Genomic DNA, 19,339 nt, shown 5'->3' with positions numbered 1-19,339 from the left:
AAGGCGGCTCATTGAGCCGCCTTTTCTGTTTTATGTATTTGTTGTTTTATGCTTCCTTTTTAGAAAATGGGCTTAAAAGCGCCTATTTAGAAATCATGAATTTCTGAGTCATTACGCCAGCCGAAGAAATAAACCGCAGGTAGTACATGCCCGCTGAAAGGTTAGTAAAGTCAAAATCAAGCTGGCTCTTCTTCTGGAAGCTTCCCTGCGGAGTTATCTGCCCTCTACTGTCAAGGAGTTGTACTTCAACAGAGGTTTGCTGTAAAGCGGTAGGCAAGCTTACGGTAAAACGGCCCTGCGATGGGTTGGGGAACAGTGAAATTGCTTTTGATGCTATACCAGTAGGGCTGGAAGTAACTGTTTTAGTTGCAGTAATCTGGTTATATTTCTGAAGCGCCGCAGTGGCGTGTCTGTTGATTTCCTCTCTTGAGCCGCCCGCCACAATGGCGAAGGCCACTGTGTCTGCCTGTGAAGGGGCCAAAGATTTGATTTTGGAAGAGATGACGAAGTATACGTCTTTTCCTTCTTCAAAGCCAGCGCGTTCTCTTTGCACTCCACCAGAGAGAGCCAGGTATTTCTCCTGAGTAGAAAAGCCATCTGAAAGGTTAATACCATTTGCCGCCGTATTGTCAAGGGCGAAAAATCCGGGAGCACCTTTTGAAAGTAATTGAATACCTGCCCAAATGGAACTGTCTGTTCGGTGTCTGGTAATGCCTAAATGAAGTTTGTCATTCCACTCTGCCATGTTTTTAGAGGCAGACTTGATATCCCAATCTACAAACATTCCGGCGAAGGCGTCTGTGATTGTCTCGGTTGAACGGTTGGTTAACACGTATTCTAATACCACATAGTCTTGGTTAGGAGCATCAGACCAGGCGTACACATTTTGTTGGATTCTGAGGCTTTTAGTTTTGGTGGCTGTAAGGGAGTCTTCCATCACATTGCTCCCGAAAAAGTCTGCATTGGGAGAGTTGGGTTTCCGCTGCAAGTAGGTGACAGCGTAGAAGTCCTGGTCGGTGGTGCCCTTCTCATTCCTTATATTGTCAGAAACGTGGGTAGGAGAATACCCAATCAGTAAGCCGCCTTCAGGAAGCAATGGATCACTTCCTTTGTAGGTAACTCCTTTGCCCTGTGTATACTTTAAACCGTTGTACCCGATGTTGCCATTGCTCATGATGGAGGCTACCACATTGTTTACGTCGGTGGTCTGGAAGTCTGGGTTAAGAACCAGTTTAATGTACTGAAAGTCTGAGTAAGTGCCATTGGTGTACCCAAACCGGATGGTTACCGGGGTGTTGGCAGGTACATTTTCCGCAATTTTTAAGGTAAATGGGTTTGTCTGATTGTCTGCTGTTCCTAAGGTTGCAAAAGAGCCTAAAGAAACACTTCCCTTTACCACCTGTACGTAGGGACTGGAGGAGGTAACATTCACTTGTAATCCAGCAACAGGGCTTAAGTAATTAGTGAAATTACCTGCTACTTTGAATTCGGCCCCAGGCGTTAGGGCGTTTGTGCCTACTATGTTCCAGGAGGTCATTCGTACAGAAATGGTGTTCTTTTCTGATAATGCCCGGAAAATGTTCAGCCTTCCTTTTCCCAGTTTTTCAAGATAGGCGGTATTACCTGCTAAAGAGTAAATATCATCAGCAGTAGCCCTCAAAAGCTCCATTACCTGAGAGGCAGTTAAAGAAGGAAAGTAACTCCGGATTAACGCGGCTGCCCCTGCAACCATTGGAGAAGACAAAGAAGAACCAGACCCACTGCCGTATCTTGTATCTCCTGCGTTATTGGTCGTAAACACATCTACTCCCTGAGCACCTAAGTCTATATTATAACTGTAAGTATTCGATTGTCCTTTGACATCTCCTTTGTCTAAGGCGGCAACAGAAAGAACGTTTTGGTAGGAGGCAGGGTAGAAGTCTAACTCATCATTAGTATTGCCCGCTGCCGCTACAATCACCACATCTTTATTGATGGTTGCGTAGTTGATAATGTCTTGTTCATAGGCAGAGGAAAAGCTTGCCGCACCCCATGAGAGATTAATGACTTTGCACCCATGGTCAGCGGCATAAACAATGGCTTCATATCCTTTGAAAGATCCCTTGGGGGTAGAAGCATAGATCTTAATGGGTAAAAATTTACAATTGAAGCCTACCCCGGTCATGCCAACACCATTATTGGGTTGAGCCGAGGCTACTCCCGTTACCATGGTCCCGTGGCCGTTTGCATCTGCCGTTGGGTCATTGTCATTGTCTGCCAGGTCCCAGCCTCTGAAATTGTCTACAAAACCGTCTCTGTCATTATCTATTCCATCAATTGGATCTGCGTAGTTGTACTTCAGGTTATTTTTAAGGTCTTCGTGGGTGAGTTTTACGCCTGTATCTAATATGCCAATTACCACATTTGTGTCACCCTGAGTGATGTTCCAGGCCCTGTATGCTTCTATTTTCTTAAGGTAATTCTGACTGCCTGAAACAGAATCTGCCTGCGGATCTGAAGGAAGGGTAAGTGGTTCATGCAAGTACAATGGTTCTACATATTCTACTAATCCAGTACTCAATAATTTCTTTTTGACCTGTTCAAAAGGCTGTCCGGGATTATACCGTAGCTGGTAAATCAAAGAAAGATCTACAGCATTCTTTTTTGAAGTTTTAGCTCCAGAAAGAGAAACAGCCTGAGGAAATTTTTGTACGGCTTTTTCCTGAGCTACCCGCTGAACAACCTCTTGAACAGCAGATACACCAGCAGTTCTGCTCATAGCAGATGGAGAAGCAGATTTTAACTTGAAGACTAAAGTAAATGGTTCGGTCTTAGGTACATTTTGAGCTTCTGCCACGGAAACAGAAAAGCTCAGGTAAACGAACAGAACCAAGTAAGACAGGCAGTATATGTATTTCATTTATTTATAGTAGAAGTTGTATCAAAGGCTATAATAGGTTTTGGTTGAACTATCCAATTTCAGAGTGACTACTGAATAAAGAATTCTGTTTTTTTGATTTTTACGTCACTCCTAAATTTTAGATTACCATAAACCGGTATGTGTTTGGATTTTTGAAAAAATATTATATATGTAGGAATTTTTATATAGATAAAATGAACTGGTTATAATTAAAAGTTATTTACTGCTCTCAAAAAAAGTAGAAACAAGGTACTGGGTATGGGGGAGTTGATCGAAAGGGGGGAAGGGATTGGAGATACCTCAATGTTAAAAAGTATTCAATAGCATATCGTTTAGTCGCATAGTCTCTCCTGTAGATAGTTATTTAGGTTTATGTTATACATTAGTAAAGTAAAATAATATACATATTAAATACAAATATAAGTTGTTTAAAGTTTAAATTTTAATTATAAATATAACTTTAATTATACAATTGACTTAATCGGGGGGAGTTATTGAAGTTGGTTGGTGAAAAAAAGTGTTGTTGTACCTAATAAAAAAGGATTCTACTCCTGATAAGAGGTTGAGCTGGTAAGCAGCATTTCATTGAAAAAAAGATAAGCACAGTGGAAGGTGCAATGAAAGGAGCATTAGTTGTTAAAGCATAGTGAAGCTCTATCTCTAATGTATTTGAACTTAGAATTGAGGTTTATACATTTATGTAGAGATTCAAGAACAATGCTAGGTATGCTTTGCAAGCTACCTTGGTTTGTATTAAAAGTAGATTAGGTACTTGATTGCCTTTTTAGAAGTGAATAACACAATTAGTACTGCGAGTTTATATCATAGTTAAAGGTGCAAGAAATGATGGAGTCAATCTAAAATGGGTTAGAGTTCCAGCACAAACTAACATATTCCATTTTGTACAGAGATAAATCAAGAAGTCAGGAGAAAGAATTTCATCATTGAAAAGGGCCTCATTAGTGCTTACTGAAGTATTAGAAGCGATCTATTAGACTTGCACTAACAAGTCAGAATAACTCACCCTTCAGCGTACATGTAATTCTATAAGGTTTATTGAGTAAGCTTGGAGTTGTGATACGGTGATTAGGAAGTTGGGAGGGATATAAAATAATATTGAGCTTTTATTCAGAAAAAGAATATTTAGACTGTTAAGTACTAATCCTCAGGTTGTAACTTGCAGGTTCAAATTGGTAAGGTTATTTTTAAAGACTACTAATACTGCTAAGGCAAGGCTTAGGGTAATAATTAATTAAAAGAGCTTATCTAAGTTTTTAGCTTTGTGTAAGTGTTGTTTCCTTCATGAGAAGGACAATACTTTAGTAGTGTAGGGGGACTTCAACCAGGTAGATTTTAAGGCAAATGGACATATTTAGAATGGAAAGAAGCCGGGGATCTATTGTTAAAGAGTTTATCAAGGACCAGCAAAAAATGACGAAGTATAAGAAAGTCTTCTTAATTGATGATGATGAGATTCACAATTTTCTGTGTGAGAGTGTGATCAGAAGCCAACAGTTTGCGGCAAATGTGAATAGCTATTTATGGGCTGAAGAGGCATTAGAATGCTTGAATACCATTGTTAAAGAGAAACCGCATGATTTTCCTGAAATCATTTTTCTGGACATCAACATGCCTGGTATGGACGGTTGGGAGTTTATTGAAGAGTACAGAAAGTTGCCGGTAGAACTTACCCAAAACTGTTTACTCTTCGTGCTTTCCTCTGCAGTAGACAAAAACGACATCACGCATGCTAAGAACTTGTCAGAAGTGAATGACTTTTTCTCTAAGCCCTTGACCTCTGATATCCTCAACATCATCTCAGAGCAATATTCCACTCATCAATAAAAGGTGGTGCTTCAGTTAAGACAGGATTAGCTCGATTTACTATTTCCTTTCTGAAGAAATAAGGAGACTAAGATTCGAAGTAAACTGAAGGTAGTTAAGCTGTTTCATTTAACTGCTCAATAAATAAACGGGAATCCGGCTTGTGGCCTTTTTAACAAAAGGAGCCATAAAGCGGATTCCCGTTTAAGCTTTATATGTGTAATTTAGGTCTTTTCTGATCCTGAGCTACCAATTATCAACTCGGAATTAGAAAAGCTTTTTGATGCCTTCTGTGAGGTCTTCTAAGCTTCGTTTTATATCCTGCCAGGTGCTTTCAGTGGCACTGCTAGAGTTATCCAGCTTTTGGGCAATGAGGGCACGTTTGGCTTCCAAAGCCGCTATATGTTCATGGTAGGTATGGTGTGAGTCTGCTGTGGTAGCATGGGCCCGACCCTGAAGTACTTTTATTTTAGCGTCTAACTCATCTAAGCTTTGCCGAATTTCCTTCTCGTTCAGATGCTGGGGCGCCCGCATGTTCTCCGGTTTCAGGTTATAGGTATCCATAGTAGTCTGGGTTAAATATGTACTTACGCTTTTTAAGTACTTAGAGGAACGGAAAATGTTCCGCCTTGTCTACATTTGTGTTGTGCACTGTCTCTGGTAAAGACAAGATGCGCCACATACGACCAGGGAATTCAATGAAGATGAACCAAAAGAGAAATAAGTTTCCAGTTACCCCACTACAGGCTGCTTTTCAGCAGACCCCAAGGGTAGTTGCTTTTGTAGATACCCTTCTTCTATATCTGAGTTCTTTTGGATTGGTGGTCTTCCTGTATGACATTGGGTTCAAGAATGAAATAGTTGAGCCAAGATTTCTCCATTACTTTTACCACGTCTTTTTCCTGACAGTACTAACATGCCTGGCAGTACGAAGTCTTATTCTGATTAGAGACGGTGTCCGGAGGCCATCGCTTATTTTTGAGGGTCTTCTACTTTTTTTTATGCTTTTGGGGGTAGTTTCCAGGTTTTTGCTCCAAAACCAGATGACCAGTTCCAGCACCCTGCTGCGTTTCTTTGACAGTGAGCAACCCATCTACTTTGTCATTTTCTATGTTTTTTTCATAGAAGTATCTAAAAAGACGCTCCTTTTCTATCGTAGCACGGTGCAACCTGCTCTGGTATTTGTTTTAAGTTTCGTGTTCCTGGTGGCAGTGGGTACTTTTCTGCTCCTTCTTCCGCAGGCAACATACAGCGGAATCAGCTTTATTGACGCTCTATTTACTGCTACCAGCGCAGTTTGTGTGACGGGCTTGATCACCTTAGATACTGCTACGGTTTTTACCCCTACTGGGAAAGTGATGATCCTGATCCTGATTCAGGTGGGTGGGTTGGGCATCATGACCTTCGCAAGCTTCTTTGGTATCTTCTTCCAAGGTTCTTCTTTGAAAAGCTCCCTTTTCATGAAGGACTGGTTAAACGAAGATAATCTAGGCCAAATCACCAAAACGCTTTTCCGGATTGTCAGTTTTACTTTAGGGTTTGAGCTTCTGGGAGCGATATTTATCTACGCCTCTTTGCAAGGTATTCCGGTTGAGATTTTGCCAGACAAGTTCAGCTTTGCAATCTTCCATGCTGTTTCTGCTTTTTGCAACGCTGGATTCTCTACTCTGTCTTTGGGTTTGTTTGATCCTATGGTGCGGTATAATTACCATTTGCAAATCATCATAGCTATACTAGTAATAATTGGAGGCTTAGGTTTCCCTATTGTGTTTAACTTGGCCCGGTACGTGAGGTACAAAGTGTTGGATGCGATTGATAGAATGACCCCTGGTATTCCTATCAAGCACACCCCCAGGTTGCTGAACGTGAATACGCTTATAGTAACCATCACCTCCTCCATTCTGCTGGTAGTGGGTATGGTCGTGTACTTTCTATTAGAGTACAATAATACCTTGGCTGAGCACGGAATGTGGGGCAAGGTAGTAGGGGCTTTCTTTGGTTCTGTAACGCCCCGTACTGCCGGATTCAACACCGTAGACATGGCAGCACTAACAGCACCTACCGTATTGCTTTACCTGCTGCTTATGTGGATTGGAGCTTCCCCAGCTTCAGTGGGTGGGGGAATCAAGACAACTACCTTCGCAGTAGCGATTCTTAACATCTTAAGTTTGGCTAGAGGAAAAGACCGGGTAGAAGTATTTAGAAGGGAAATAGGGAATGAGTCTGTAGACAAAGCCTTTGCTATTATCATTCTTTCTTTGCTGGTCATAGGGGTGGCTGTGTTCACGATTACCATCTTTGATCCACAAATGGAATTGGCTGCTGTGGCCTTTGAGTGCTTCTCCGGATTTAGCACCGTTGGGCTATCAGTGGGCATCACGGCTCTTTTAAGCGCACCCAGTAAGGTTGTCCTGATCCTGACCATGTTTTTAGGTAGAGTGGGCACGCTCACCTTGATTGTTGGACTGCTGCGCAAAGTCTCTACCTTGCGGTACCGTTATCCTAAAGAAACCATCATCATCACGTAAATTCAGATTAAATGCGCTACATCGTTATTGGGTTAGGCTATTTTGGATCGTCGCTTTCTATGAAGTTGACCGAAATGGGGCATGAGGTCATTGCTGTTGATAAAAACATGCAGAAGGTGGAAGCCTACAAAGACACCGTTACCCATACCATTTGTTTAGATGCGAGTGATATACAGGCCCTCTCCACGCTTCCAACTGCTGAAACCGATGTGGTGGTGGTAGGCATAGGGGAAGATTTTGGGGCATCAGTAATGGCTACAGCAATCTTCAAACAGTTGGGGGTGAAGCGCCTCATGAGCCGGGCTATTTCGCCCTTGCACCAAACGGTGTTAGAGGCCATTGGGGTAGACCAGATCATCAGGCCTGAGCAGGAAAGCGCTGAGCGTTTGGCCAAAAAGCTGGAGATGAAAGGCGTGATTGATTCCTTTGACTTAACGGAAGACTACAACATCATAGAGGCTACTGTGCCAGAGCGATACGTAGGGAAAACCATTGCCGAGTCAGACTTTAGGGCCCGCTACCAGGTGAACGTGCTTACCATTTTACGCTACCGCGAGTCTAAAAACCTCTTCGGGAAATCGTACCAGAAAGCCACAGTGTTGGGGGTAGTCAAAGCCGAAACTGTGTTTGAAGCCGGTGACATTTTAGTAGTCTTTGGTAAAATCCAAGACATAGACCGACTGTTGCACATGAGGTAGCAATAAGGAGTTGGTAGAGGTAATGCTGAATCTTGTTGTGTGGAATGAATGTGTTTAAAACCTGTTTTAAAAAAAATGAGGCATAAAACAAAAGCTTAAACTGAGGTTCACGGGCGGAAGAATAAGGGGCAACTATATCCTTTCACTAATCATTCAGCGTACGAGGGGATAGCTGGACCAACATTTACCCGATGCATAACCTTAGATCCCACCCACAAACTCGTGTCAAATCTCTATTAGCATTTCTTCTCCTTTGCGTCTGGACGTTTACATGCCAGGCGCAGTTTAGGCCTCATGAACAATTAGGAGAACTTTTCAAGGAGGTGCAACTAGCCCCCATATTTCCAGATTCCAAGACTTTTCCAGATTGTATTCCCCGTTCTTCGCTGGAACACATCTTGCAGGCGTACGCGCAGGAAAAGGGGAGGCCCGGGTTTGATTTAAAAGCGTTTGTGCTTCGCCACTTTGAGCTGCCTATAGAGCACTCCACAAATTTCAGGGCAGATGCTGCCTTACCGGTTACAGAGCATATCAAGAGATTATGGCCGGTGTTAACCCGCCAGCCCAAACCAGAGCAGAGTTCGCTTATTCCCTTGCCGCATGCTTATGTGGTACCAGGTGGCCGGTTCAGGGAGATTTACTACTGGGACAGTTATTTCACCATGTTGGGCTTGCTGGAAAGTGACCAGGTGCAGCTCATCCAGAACATGGTAGACAACTTCACTTACCTGATCAATACCGTGGGCCACATTCCTAACGGCAACCGGAGTTACTACGTCAGTCGGTCACAGCCTCCTTTCTACGCCCTTATGCTACGCGTTTTGGCGCAAGAAAAAGGGACGGACATTCTGAAAACCTATGAACCCGCTCTGCAAAAAGAATATGCCTTCTGGATGAATGGACAGGAAACCCTTTCCGCCGCACAAACAGCCCATCGACGGGTAGTCAGAATGCCCAACGGAACCATCCTGAACCGGTACTGGGATGATGATCCTTCCCCGCGGCCCGAGGCTTACAAAGAAGATGTGGAAGTTGCCCATGCCTCTGGCCGAAACCCTGAGGAGGTTTACCGTGACATCAGAGCTGCCGCTGAATCTGGTTGGGATTTCAGTAGCCGCTGGTTTCAGGACGGAAAAACCTTGCAAACCATCCGGACCACCCAGTTAATTCCGGTAGACCTCAACGCCTTGCTTTACCACATGGAAGTGACCTTAGCCCAGATAGCAGGCCTGAAAGGAGATGCTATCCAAGAGAAACTTTACCGACAGAAGGCTGAACAACGCAAAGCAGCAGTTCTTCAGTACTGTTGGAGCGTGATGGATCGGTTTTTCTATGATTTTGATTTTGTGCAGCAGAAAACTACCAACGTGCCTACCCTGGCTGCCGTGACTCCTTTGTTTTTCTGTATGGCCACTAAGGCACAGGCGAAAGCCGTGGCTAAAAGAATACGGCAGGACTTCGTGAAACAAGGCGGGTTGGTTACGACCTTAACTAACTCAGGGCAGCAATGGGATGCGCCTAACGGATGGGCTCCCCTCCAATGGCTGGCTATACAGGGGCTGCGGGCTTACAAGCAAAACTCATTAGCCAACACCATTGCTACTAATTGGATAAAGCAGAACACAGACGTCTTTGCCTTGACCGGCAAACTCACAGAAAAATATAATGTGGAAAGACCCGGAGCCGAAGGTGGCGGAGGTGAATACCCAAACCAGGACGGCTTTGGGTGGACCAACGGCGTTCTTCTGAATCTTCTGATGCAGGAGCAAAAGCAAGGAAGAAAGTAAAGCACCTCTGATCTTTCTGGTGTTTTATGCTCCTTTTCTGAAAAGACTTTCAAAAAAGAAATTCTCTTTAAAGCCGGTGCGCCATCTTGATGTTCCCCAAGCACTGTAACGCCAGTTCGTCGTTGTACTTCCTGACAATACCAGGCATCCTGAAAAGATCAATAAGCCACCACACCCCCAAGCCTCCGGCGGTAATCCAGAACACAAACTGGATAGCCCACCTGTTTACATAGGCATAGTGCAGCCCGAAGATAACCCAAAGTAGATAGGCAAACCCAATAGACTTGCGGGACTGCACATACTGGGTGAAGAAAACATTTTGCATCTCCGGCGAAAGAGTAGGCAAATCAACCTGCACCACATAGGGAAGCTGTTGAAGGAAAGACAAGGGCAGTACACTTGATGCAGTAGTCAATGGATTTATCTGGTTAAGTGCTTGTAAATAAAGATACTAATTATCTTGAATATGCAGATATATAAAAAAGATATATTTATCAATACTCAGTTTTAAACAAGATATGAAGCTACCGCCATGTTCCATATGGTAAGCTAGAACAGAGGACTAGCTTAAGGTATAGGGGCTTTTTACCATTGGTTAACACCAGTCAATAGAAGGTACTCAGCTATAAGAGGTTAATTTTATTTTTAAAATATAGAAAATTCTTATGGTAGAAATACCTATTCTTTCATTGCTTTCATGCTAAATTAGCAGGCTCAATTCTTCCTGAAACCGATTGCAAGTGAAAAGAATCAAGTCTATACTACTTATTGAGGATGATGAGATCACCAACTTCCTTAACCAAACTGTTATTGAAGAAACAGGAATAGCAGATGAGGTAATCGTAGCTTTGAATGGGCAGGAGGGATTAACTTACTTGCAAAGCATAAAGTGCCCCGAGGAATTCCCTACTTTGATTCTCCTAGACATCAACATGCCTGTTTTAGATGGCTTTTCATTTGTGGAAGAGTATAACCGACTTCCTTTGGTAAAGGAAACCTCTACTAAAATTGTAGTTCTGTCTACCTCCTCAAATTCTACAGACATGAACCAGATGCGTTCATTAGGAATCACTACCTGCCTTTTAAAACCCTTAAGTGAAACAGATTTTAGGAAAGTAGTGGCAGAGCTATAGATTAATCAGAACCTTTAATTCCTTTTCTCAATCTCACCTTTTCCTCCTTTTTGCATCCATTCTTAAAGCTTTAGCTTTATGGGTAAAGTTTCCTGCCCATAGCCTCGCTTATCTAAGGATGTAAGTTCAACCTCTTTTTAATACTTTCTCATACATCTCCTTATCATCATTTACAATGAAGGTGATGCATGAACAGATCTCCTGATGCTTCCTAGTCTAAGCCTTTTATGTACAATTTTTTGTGCATGTAGGGTTGTGGTAGATTTATTTGGTGCGGATTTTGTTAACAATGTCTTTTTAAATTTATAAATTATGAGTTGAGCCTGAGTAAACTGCTGGTCCTTTTTATTGCTGAAAAGTTTGATTTGTGGTTTGTAGAGTGTGAGCTTTAAAATAGTTTAAGAATCAAATGCTTGGTATCCTATATTAATAGTTCTATTTTAGAAACTTATATGATGAGTGACTTGTAAGTTGTTACATAACCTAGAGCTAAGAAGTGGAAGCAAACACGGTAGGGTCATTTGCAAGGAAGTGGGAGAAGAAAATCATCAACAAAGTCATTGAGGTTTCTTCTGATGTCTTATGTGCTCTAGATCAAAAGGGAACAATTGTCTACATCAGTGCTTCTTGCCAACCGGTTTTGGGGTATGATGACCAAGAGTTGTTACAAAATAGTTTCTTAAGTCTCATCTCTCCTGAGGACCATATCCGCACTTCGGAAAACATGAAGTGGGTCATGCAGGGGACGCCTTCAAAAAGTTTTTTTAATCAATGCCTTCACAAGACTGGAGTTGAAGTACCTATTGTATGGTCTTGGGTCTGGTCTGAAGAAGATAAGCTGATGTACTGCCTGGGACGGGTGGCTTCAGATGTAATCCAATACAAGCAAAAGCTTCAGGAAAAAGATGAATGGCATGAAATACTAATGAAACACGGCTCTGACATGATTGGTCTTATTAACGAGGCCGGTGAGTATGTGTACATTGGTGGTGCTGTGGCTAAAACTCTGGGATACCAGCACGATGAATTGATGGGCCAAAGTGTGTTCGACTTAATCCATCCAGAAGACCTCAAAGAAACAGCAGAGGCTTGGGAGAGGCTTAAAGTCTCTGAATTGGTAGAGGCCCCTGACTTACGCTACAAGTCCGGTTCCGGGGAATGGCGCTGGATAAAGGCAATAGTAAGTAACCAGTTGAAAAACCCATTAATCAACGCATTTGTAATTAGCTCAAAGGATATCACAGATGAAAAAGAAGCTTCTCTTAAACTGGAGGAAAGTGAGCGACGATTTAGGTCTTTATTTGACAACAACCCGGACCTGATAGTGCACGAAGACCGTGACGGATGCATTCTTGATGCCAATCCACAGTTTCTTTTTTATACAGGGTTTTCAAAAGAAGATATAGTAGGCAAAAGTTTACGTGATTTCCTTCCTGCAGAAGTAGCAGAGGTATATTATAAACACCTTGAAGAAGCTTTCAAAGGTGATATTATCACCTTTGACATGGAATTGCCTCTTTCAAGAAGCCATGAGCTGTACTTGAACATCACTAAAATTCCAATTATTGTGAATGGGCAAGTGGTTGGGGTGCATTCTATTGCCAAGGACATCACTGGAAATCATACAGCCAATGCCTTAATAAAAAAACAAGCAGAAACATTAACCACTGTATTTGAAAGTATCACAGATGCTGTCTACATGTTAGACAACAATTGGCATTTCAGTTTTATCAACAAAGAATTTGAGCATATTCTTCAGCTTGACCGGAAGGGGTATTATGGGAAATGTTTCTGGGAGGTGTTTCCGGAATTAACCAACAGTTACCTTCATGAGAACTTCAATCAAGCTTTGCAGACCGGAAAGTCTGTCCACTTTGAAACTTACATGGAGCGGTTTAACCAGTGGTTTGAAGTAAAGGCTTTCCCTTCTGATGAGGGTCTTTCTGTGTATTTTTCAAATATAACGGAGAGGGTAGAGGCTAAACGAGAGCTGGAAAAGCTATCCTTAGTGGCTAGTAAAATATCAAATGGGGTAATCATTACAGATATTCAGGGCAGAATAGAATGGGTAAATGAGGCTTTTACCCGTACCACAGGCTTTCCCTTAGAGGAAGTAAAAGGCCAGATACCAGGTACTTTCATTCTCGGCCCAGACTCTAACTTTGATATTGGGCAGAAAATAAAGGAGAAACTGAAGCTTGGCAAGCCCTTCAATATTCAAACCCTAAACTATAGGAAGTCTGGTTCCAAAGTATGGCTTTCTATGGACTTTACCCCTATTTTAAACGACGAAGGGGGCATTAAGCACCACATCATCATTCAGAAAGACATTACTTTCAGGAAGGAAGCTGAGGAAAAGCAGCTCCAGATGACCAAAGATTTATACCGGCAGAACCGTGATTTCCAGCAGTTTACTTATATAGTGTCGCACAACCTGAGGGCTCCGGTTGCAAATGCAATGGGGTTAGCAGACTTCCTTATGAAGTTGGACAAGAACTCAGAAATTTATGATAAGTCACTGGGGTATTTGAAAACGAGTGTTTTCAAACTTGACACCGTTCTGCGAGACCTCAACCTCATCCTTTCCCTTCGGGATCAGCAAGACGTGGTAGATAGAGAGTTCGTAAATTTAGCTGAAGTTTGTGAACAGGTCCGCCAAAACTTTCTGGAGTCATTGCTGCAAAATAAAAGTGAGTTGAAGGTTGAAATAGATTCAACTATCACTTTAAAAGCAAACAGAGCTTATTTATACAGCATCTTTTACAATTTGCTTTCCAACGCCATCAAGTATAAATCAGAAAGCCGTCCACTCCAGGTGAACATAAAATGTGTAACGCATGCCGATGGAGGAGTAAACATCTCCTTTTCAGACAATGGCTCGGGCTTTGACATGGAGAAGGCAGGAGATAACTTGTTCAAGCTTTATAAGCGTTTTCACAAAAACAAAAAGGGACGGGGAGTAGGCTTGTTTCTAGTCAAAACACATGTAGAAAGCATGGGAGGAAGCATTGAGATGAGAAGCAAACTTGATGAAGGAACCCATATTGAAATTCTGTTGCCAAGTGAAGCAACTGTAACACCAAAAGATCTTATCTAATTACTTTTGATGTAGGCGTTTGGAGGCTGTTTTTATAAAACTGCTTCTAAACGCCTTTTCTTACTTCAGGAATAGAGTCTTAACCTTTTTAGGTCTTCTTATGCTTTAATCTTCAGGTGTTTTATTTTGTATCCAGTCGTGCGGTAATCAGTCGTGCAGGAATGTGCCATTGTTGTATCATCGCCTTAATCAAGTGCGAGAATAAGCAAACGATTAGGCATTCCTACTTTACCCTTGAAAAGGCACTAAATTAAATGCGAGTAGTGGAATACGCACACTTATTGAAAAATTGTTAGTCCATTTATAACTTATATTAGAAAATCATAGTATTAATAAAGTGAATGTAGGATTGGCTTTCTACTTATTGGGGTTGATGACCAATCTTAGGAGCTAGTAAACTGATTAACTATTTCTTTCCACTTAATCTATAGTACTATGAAATTTAGAAGTTTACTCCAGTTGATTGTAGTTGTACTAGTTGGGCAGTTTCTGTTTGCCTGTAGTTCAGCTGAGTATTACAGATTCTCGTCTGCTAAGCCAGAGTCTTACAACAAATCAGTTGCTAAAACTGAACCTGCCGATGCTGTAAAAGAAAACAAGGTTACTGTGGCAGAAACTATGGTTTCTACCCCTGTTGCTCCTTCTGAAATAGAGAAAGCAGAGCCCGTGTTAGAAGCTAATGCCAAGGCAAAGTCGCCAGTTTTATTGGAGACAAAGAAAACAGCCGTTTCAAAGTTTCCTGTATCAGAGGCCATGCCAGTTGTACAACCAGAAGCATCTGTTGCTTTAGAATCGGCTAAGGCGCGTCTCTCTTCTATGACCAAGGCTGAGAAAAAGGAATTCAGAAAAGAAGTCAGAAGTGCTCTAAGAGAGACAAATGATGCAGGTACAGTGGTTAAAATTATCCTGGCCATCTTAATACCACCTTTGGCTGTTTTCCTGCATGAAGGGCTAGGTAGCAGATTCTGGATAAGCCTCTTGCTTACGCTCCTGTTCATTATTCCTGGTATTGTATATGCCCTATTGGTAGTCACAGATACCATTTAACTTTTTTTGATCACCCGCATAAAACAAAGGCCTTGGCATAATTGCCAGGCCTTTTGTTTTATGCGGGTGATCATTACCTGCGAGAGTATACCGAGACTACATGATCTTAAGCCAGTTTTCCGCGGGAGCTTTTTCTTCAAAGTTCAGGATGATGATTCCGCTGATGTTGTAATTGAGGGTTGCCTGGGTAGAAAGTTGGCTGTATAGTTCTGGTGAGAGAATCCAGGCGAAGTATTTCACCCCTGCTTTATACATCGCCGGAAACCAGATCTTGGCTCCCCACTCAGCAGCTCCTGACCAATTTCCCGTAACATGGGTATTGTCGTTGAAAACTTTACTCACCCGGTTAGTTACCACGTATTTTAGTATTTTCTGGCAGCCATCTTTCACCGTATCTTCCGTCTGTTCACCAGTCCAGTTTACAAACAGAATCTCTGAAAAAAGGTCTATGCTGATGGTGAGGTGAGATTCTGTGAGTAGTACGCGTTGGTGCATCTGCTAAGGGAAAATGTTAAAAAGCTTCATTTAACCAGTTCAGAGCCGAAGTACGATCAGGAAAGTTTTGCATCAGGAATGGAATATTCAGGTTCTGGTGAATTGTATGCCGGTTCTTTTCAGCCTTGAATTCTCTTTTAAAGTCGGTAGATTCTATTCTGGCTATTTTTTGGAGACGGGTGGAAGTGAAGTCCTTGGCAAGTTTTAAATCAAGTTCTGTATGGTCTTGATCTGGGATAGTGATGGAGGCTTTGGTTCCGTCTACCAGCAGTTTCTTTATGTCATAGTCTCTTACCGTTTCTACCATGGTCTGCAGCGCCTGTTTCACTTCTGAAAGGTGGCCAATGGTAAGGTCGGGCCATGTCATTTCCAGAATGTCAGTGGAAGGATCATACTCAAGTTTTAAAATACTATTATGGTATAGGAGCATGGCTGGCAGAAATAAAACCAAAGGTGTTTAAATCAAATATAATGGTTTTACAATTCTCTTATAAATGGAGAGTAGGAAATTTATTCTGCCTTATAGGTATGTTTCTCTAGGGCCAATCCACCTTATAAGTAGTCTTGAGAGGACGTAAAGAGGAAGTTCTTTGTAGTGAAGAAGGTATCGAGGATGGCTTCTGAAAAACAATACGGAGCAAACTTATAAAAATAAAATCTAAGCAAAGCCGTAGCTTAGGATCCATCTGTTTTCAAGCTTCTTTCACTAAAAACGGTTCAAAACCAGTAAGGGGCTCTATTAAGACTTCAAAAGGGTAAATAGAGGAAGCACCGTTTTACGCCTGTATCTTTAAACCAGTTGAATAAAGAAGCCCCATTCAGATTCTTCTGAATGGGGCTTCTTCTTAAGAACAATATAAAACATATCAATTCAGGAGCACCGGTTTTCCATAGCCCAACTTCTCTAGTTTCTTCAATTGAGTAGCGGCATCCCCTACCACAAGGTAGTACATCTTATTTGGGTTGACATATTGCAGGGCCAGGCCTTTTATTTTATCAAGGCTCATCTCTTTGACTAAGGCTTCTCTTCTTTTAGCATAGTCATAAGGCAAACCATAGGTGCTGATGTTGTTCAGCATGCCTAATTTGGTTCCCATGGTTTCAAATGCCCGGGCATTGCTTTTAATAAGAGATCCTTTGGTCACTTCTAAGTCTTGAGGTGAGTACGTAGGGGCATAGTTCTGCAAGATGTTTTTGATCAAATCCGCAGATTCAAAGGTAACATTGGACCGCACGCCACTTTGGATCAGGAATGGCCCCGGCACCGTAGAGCCAGAGAAGGACGAGTTGATGCCGTAGGTATATCCTTTGCCCTCTCTTAGTTGTTGCGTGAGCTGGGAGGCAAAACCGCCACCCCCTAAAATGTAGTTCATCACCTGCGCAGGATAGTAATCTGGATGTGTGGCAGGTAAAGCCAAATACCCAAACCGCAACACCGACTGTTTGGCCCCGGGTACATCATAGAAATAGACAGTTGATCCTTTTGGCACCACCGGGGTAGGATACTGCGGCATGCGCACCTCCCTGGCTTTCCAATGCTGCTTCAACCCAGCCAGTGAATGCATTACCTCCTGTTGATCAACAGCGCCCACTACTTGGAAGGCTGCTACCGAAGGTGACAGATTGGCCATGTAGTAATTTTTAAGATCCTCCATAGTAATGCTTTTCAAAGAAGCTTCAGTACCTAATATGTTGCGGGAGAGAATGTGGTTGTTTCCGTAAAGCAGTTTCCTGAACTGGTTGTCAGCAATAGAGTTGGGGTTGGCTTTCTGCTGCTTTATTTGGCTTTCAATCCGTTGCTTGGCAAGTTTGAATTCCTGCTCATCCCACCGCGGTTCCAAAAGAATTTCCTGAACCAAAGCCATGGTAGGAGGGTAGTTGCGGGCCAGGGTACGGCCACTAATGGTAAAGCTTTCCTCACTTGCGTTAATGTTGATGGCCGCTCCTAAGCTCTCAATAGCTTCTTCCAGTTCTTGAGCTGTCTTATTTTTGGTTCCTTTCAGAAGCAGCTCAGATAGAAGGTTGGATACACCCACCTTAGAGGTGTCTTCTAAAAGCAGGCCTCCGTTCAGGCGCAGGTTGAACTGCACTAAAGGAACTTCGCGGTCAACTATGCCTAACGTTTTGAGGCCGCTCTCTAATTTGCTTTCCCAAACATTAGGTACTTTGGTTTCTGGCGTCTTGCCGTAAGGCGGCTCAACGGTACGGTCAAAGCTGGAAGGAGTACGGGTGTAAGTAGCTTGGGTAGTGGCGTCAAATTTTTCTTCGGCGCCTTCCACTATCTTCTCTTCTACCACGCTGGCTTTCTGAGATCCTTTCAGTGCCAGGTTTACCTGACCCTTCGGTACGAAACTGGTCACCACGTAGGGCTTGTTTTTGATGTACTGGTTATAAACCCACATTACGTCTTCGCGGGTAACTGCCAGCATGTTCTGGATGTCTTTGCTGATAAATCCTGGGTCACCTGCAAAAATCTCATACTGTGCTAATTGGAACCCTTTCCCCTGCACACTGGATAAACTGTTGTAGAAGTTCACCTCCTGAACTGCCTTGATTCGGTTTAAATCAGCATCAGTGAACCCTTCCTTCTCAAACCGTTGAAAACTTTCTTCCACGGCAGCGTGAATCTTGTTCAGGTCTACTTTTTCAAAGCCTCTGATGCTGAGCATCAGTTGCCCTGCCAGTTCGGCGCTGTTCTGGTACATGTTTATGCGGCCTGCCAGTTGCTTTTCGTCTACAATCAGTTTGTTCAACGGAGCTTTTTTACCATCGGCTAACAGGTTGGCCAGTGTTCTGAGGGCGTAAGAGTCTTTGTGGTAGGCATAGACACTTGGCCAAGCCATGGTTAGTTCAGGAAGCCGGGCGAAGTTGTCTTCATGGTAGAGCTTTTTGGTTTGGGTAAGTACAACTGGGCGCTTCTCCAGGGCTGGAATGTTTTCACCCTTTTTAATCTCGCCAAAGTACTTCTCTACCCAAGCCTTCGCCTGACCCGGTTCAAAATCACCAGACACTACCAGGGTCACGTTGTTAGGCACGTACCAGTGGCGGTAGAATTCCTTTACATCAGCTAAGGTGGCGTTCTGCAAATCTTCCAGTGAGCCAATTACCTGCCAGTGATAGGGGTGGTCTTTAGGGTACAGGTTTTGGTCGATTACGTAAGAGGTGTGGCCGTAGGGAGCATTGTCATAGCTCTGGCGCTTTTCATTTTTTACCACCTGCTTTTCCTTTGACAAAACCTGTTCTGTAACGGTGTTGATAAAGAAGCCCAGTTTATCAGCTTCGGCCCAGATCATTTTCTCCAGCGCATCATTAGGAACGGTTTGGTAGTAGTTTGTGCGGTCACGGTTGGTTGAACCGTTGGCGCCTGCTCCACCTATACGGGCACTCATTTTATCCAGTCCGCCTTTGCCCAGGTTCTCAGATTCCAGAAACAAAAGGTGTTCAAACAAATGGGCAAACCCGGTGCGCCCTTCTTTTTCACGCGCCGAGCCCACATGGCTGGTAAGCGCCACTGCAACCACCGGATCTGATTTGTCCACGTGAAAGACAACCGTTAAGCCATTGTCTAAGGTAAATTTCTCAAAATCAACCTTAAAGTCCTGCTTCTCCGTTTTGGACTTGCTTTGCCGTTGGCAGGAAAACACCAACAGGGAGAATGCTATTAGAAAGATGATGTGTTTGTTAAAACGCATTGTGTGGGGTAGGTTATATCTTGGTTTGAGTTAATGAAGGTGAAGACACCAGAATGACTAGGTTTTTAGGGAGGTGCCAGCGACAAAGGTAACAGAGCCCCAGCAATAGTTTGTATATCAGGAAAATTCCTGCATTCAT

General features: G+C 42.9%; 13 protein-coding genes. 7 read left to right on the top strand and 6 right to left on the bottom strand.

The genetic code is table 11. The features are described from left to right. Positions 1 to 82: 82 nt before the first annotated feature. Positions 83 to 2,758 carry a S8 family serine peptidase gene (locus DC20_RS00995; protein WP_169788141.1) on the bottom strand — a complete coding sequence of 892 codons (2,676 nt, stop codon included), beginning with the start codon at positions 2,756 to 2,758 and terminating at the stop codon, positions 83 to 85. Between the two features lie 1,572 nt (positions 2,759 to 4,330). Between DC20_RS00995 and DC20_RS00990 the strand changes: the two genes are divergently transcribed. Next, positions 4,331 to 4,744 carry a response regulator gene (locus DC20_RS00990; protein ID WP_062545728.1) on the top strand — a complete coding sequence of 138 codons (414 nt, stop codon included), beginning with the start codon at positions 4,331 to 4,333 and terminating at the stop codon, positions 4,742 to 4,744. Between the two features lie 246 nt (positions 4,745 to 4,990). Here DC20_RS00990 and DC20_RS00985 read toward each other — a convergent pair whose 3' ends face one another. Further along, the gene (locus tag DC20_RS00985; protein ID WP_062542123.1) at positions 4,991 to 5,287 is read right to left on the bottom strand and encodes a sll1863 family stress response protein; all 297 of its coding nucleotides are present in this window, start codon (positions 5,285 to 5,287) and stop codon (positions 4,991 to 4,993) included. Between the two features lie 140 nt (positions 5,288 to 5,427). Between DC20_RS00985 and DC20_RS00980 the strand changes: the two genes are divergently transcribed. From DC20_RS00980 to treF, 3 genes are all read left to right on the top strand, one after another. Further along, positions 5,428 to 7,251 (top strand): TrkH family potassium uptake protein, encoded by a 1,824-nt coding sequence (locus DC20_RS00980; protein ID WP_071885526.1) that lies wholly within the window; start codon positions 5,428 to 5,430, stop codon positions 7,249 to 7,251. An 11-nt stretch (positions 7,252 to 7,262) separates the two neighbouring features. Further along, a complete protein-coding gene (locus tag DC20_RS00975) occupies positions 7,263 to 7,949 on the top strand; it encodes a potassium channel family protein (RefSeq protein ID WP_062542122.1) in 687 nt (228 codons plus the stop codon). A gap of 191 nt (positions 7,950 to 8,140) precedes the next feature. Then, on the top strand, positions 8,141 to 9,736 hold the full coding sequence (gene treF / locus DC20_RS00970) for an alpha,alpha-trehalase TreF (RefSeq protein ID WP_062542121.1): 1,596 nt from the start codon (positions 8,141 to 8,143) through the stop codon (positions 9,734 to 9,736). 67 nt (positions 9,737 to 9,803) lie between these two features. Here treF and DC20_RS00965 read toward each other — a convergent pair whose 3' ends face one another. Further along, complete coding sequence (locus tag DC20_RS00965; RefSeq protein ID WP_157593002.1) at positions 9,804 to 10,151, bottom strand: TM2 domain-containing protein; 348 nt, start codon at positions 10,149 to 10,151, stop codon at positions 9,804 to 9,806. A gap of 325 nt (positions 10,152 to 10,476) precedes the next feature. Between DC20_RS00965 and DC20_RS00960 the strand changes: the two genes are divergently transcribed. From DC20_RS00960 to DC20_RS23290, 3 genes are all read left to right on the top strand, one after another. Further along, the gene (locus tag DC20_RS00960; protein WP_071885524.1) at positions 10,477 to 10,869 is read left to right on the top strand and encodes a response regulator; all 393 of its coding nucleotides are present in this window, start codon (positions 10,477 to 10,479) and stop codon (positions 10,867 to 10,869) included. A gap of 496 nt (positions 10,870 to 11,365) precedes the next feature. Then, positions 11,366 to 13,966 carry a PAS domain S-box protein gene (locus DC20_RS00955; RefSeq protein ID WP_062542118.1) on the top strand — a complete coding sequence of 867 codons (2,601 nt, stop codon included), beginning with the start codon at positions 11,366 to 11,368 and terminating at the stop codon, positions 13,964 to 13,966. Between the two features lie 435 nt (positions 13,967 to 14,401). Continuing rightward, the gene (locus DC20_RS23290; RefSeq protein WP_245652277.1) at positions 14,402 to 15,013 is read left to right on the top strand and encodes a YqaE/Pmp3 family membrane protein; all 612 of its coding nucleotides are present in this window, start codon (positions 14,402 to 14,404) and stop codon (positions 15,011 to 15,013) included. A gap of 96 nt (positions 15,014 to 15,109) precedes the next feature. On the opposite strand, the gene DC20_RS00945 is transcribed toward DC20_RS23290, so the two are convergent. The 3 genes from DC20_RS00945 to DC20_RS00935 form a co-directional block, all read right to left on the bottom strand. After that, positions 15,110 to 15,508 carry a hypothetical protein gene (locus tag DC20_RS00945; RefSeq protein WP_062542117.1) on the bottom strand — a complete coding sequence of 133 codons (399 nt, stop codon included), beginning with the start codon at positions 15,506 to 15,508 and terminating at the stop codon, positions 15,110 to 15,112. A 16-nt stretch (positions 15,509 to 15,524) separates the two neighbouring features. Continuing rightward, the gene (locus DC20_RS00940) at positions 15,525 to 15,938 is read right to left on the bottom strand and encodes a hypothetical protein (protein ID WP_169788140.1); all 414 of its coding nucleotides are present in this window, start codon (positions 15,936 to 15,938) and stop codon (positions 15,525 to 15,527) included. A gap of 436 nt (positions 15,939 to 16,374) precedes the next feature. Then, on the bottom strand, positions 16,375 to 19,200 hold the full coding sequence (locus tag DC20_RS00935) for a M16 family metallopeptidase (RefSeq protein WP_062542115.1): 2,826 nt from the start codon (positions 19,198 to 19,200) through the stop codon (positions 16,375 to 16,377). Between the last annotated feature and the right edge of the window lie 139 nt (positions 19,201 to 19,339).

The sequence above is a fragment of the Rufibacter tibetensis genome (genome assembly GCF_001310085.1).
GTDB lineage: Bacteria > Bacteroidota > Bacteroidia > Cytophagales > Hymenobacteraceae > Nibribacter > Nibribacter tibetensis.
This window is presented reverse-complemented; position numbering and strand designations above follow the sequence as displayed.

What these genes read in the sequence shown, in the direction of transcription:
- DC20_RS00945 (WP_062542117.1), bottom strand. Translation starts at nt 15,508, where the DNA reads ATGCACCAACGCGTACTACTCACAGAATCTCACCTCACCATCAGCATA.
- DC20_RS23290 (WP_245652277.1), top strand. Translation starts at nt 14,402, where the DNA reads ATGAAATTTAGAAGTTTACTCCAGTTGATTGTAGTTGTACTAGTTGGG.
- DC20_RS00980 (WP_071885526.1), top strand. Translation starts at nt 5,428, where the DNA reads ATGAACCAAAAGAGAAATAAGTTTCCAGTTACCCCACTACAGGCTGCT.
- DC20_RS00995 (WP_169788141.1), bottom strand. Translation starts at nt 2,758, where the DNA reads ATGAGCAGAACTGCTGGTGTATCTGCTGTTCAAGAGGTTGTTCAGCGG.
- DC20_RS00935 (WP_062542115.1), bottom strand. Translation starts at nt 19,200, where the DNA reads ATGCGTTTTAACAAACACATCATCTTTCTAATAGCATTCTCCCTGTTG.
- DC20_RS00985 (WP_062542123.1), bottom strand. Translation starts at nt 5,287, where the DNA reads ATGGATACCTATAACCTGAAACCGGAGAACATGCGGGCGCCCCAGCAT.
- DC20_RS00940 (WP_169788140.1), bottom strand. Translation starts at nt 15,938, where the DNA reads ATGCTCCTATACCATAATAGTATTTTAAAACTTGAGTATGATCCTTCC.
- treF (WP_062542121.1), top strand. Translation starts at nt 8,141, where the DNA reads ATGCATAACCTTAGATCCCACCCACAAACTCGTGTCAAATCTCTATTA.
- DC20_RS00990 (WP_062545728.1), top strand. Translation starts at nt 4,331, where the DNA reads ATGACGAAGTATAAGAAAGTCTTCTTAATTGATGATGATGAGATTCAC.
- DC20_RS00975 (WP_062542122.1), top strand. Translation starts at nt 7,263, where the DNA reads ATGCGCTACATCGTTATTGGGTTAGGCTATTTTGGATCGTCGCTTTCT.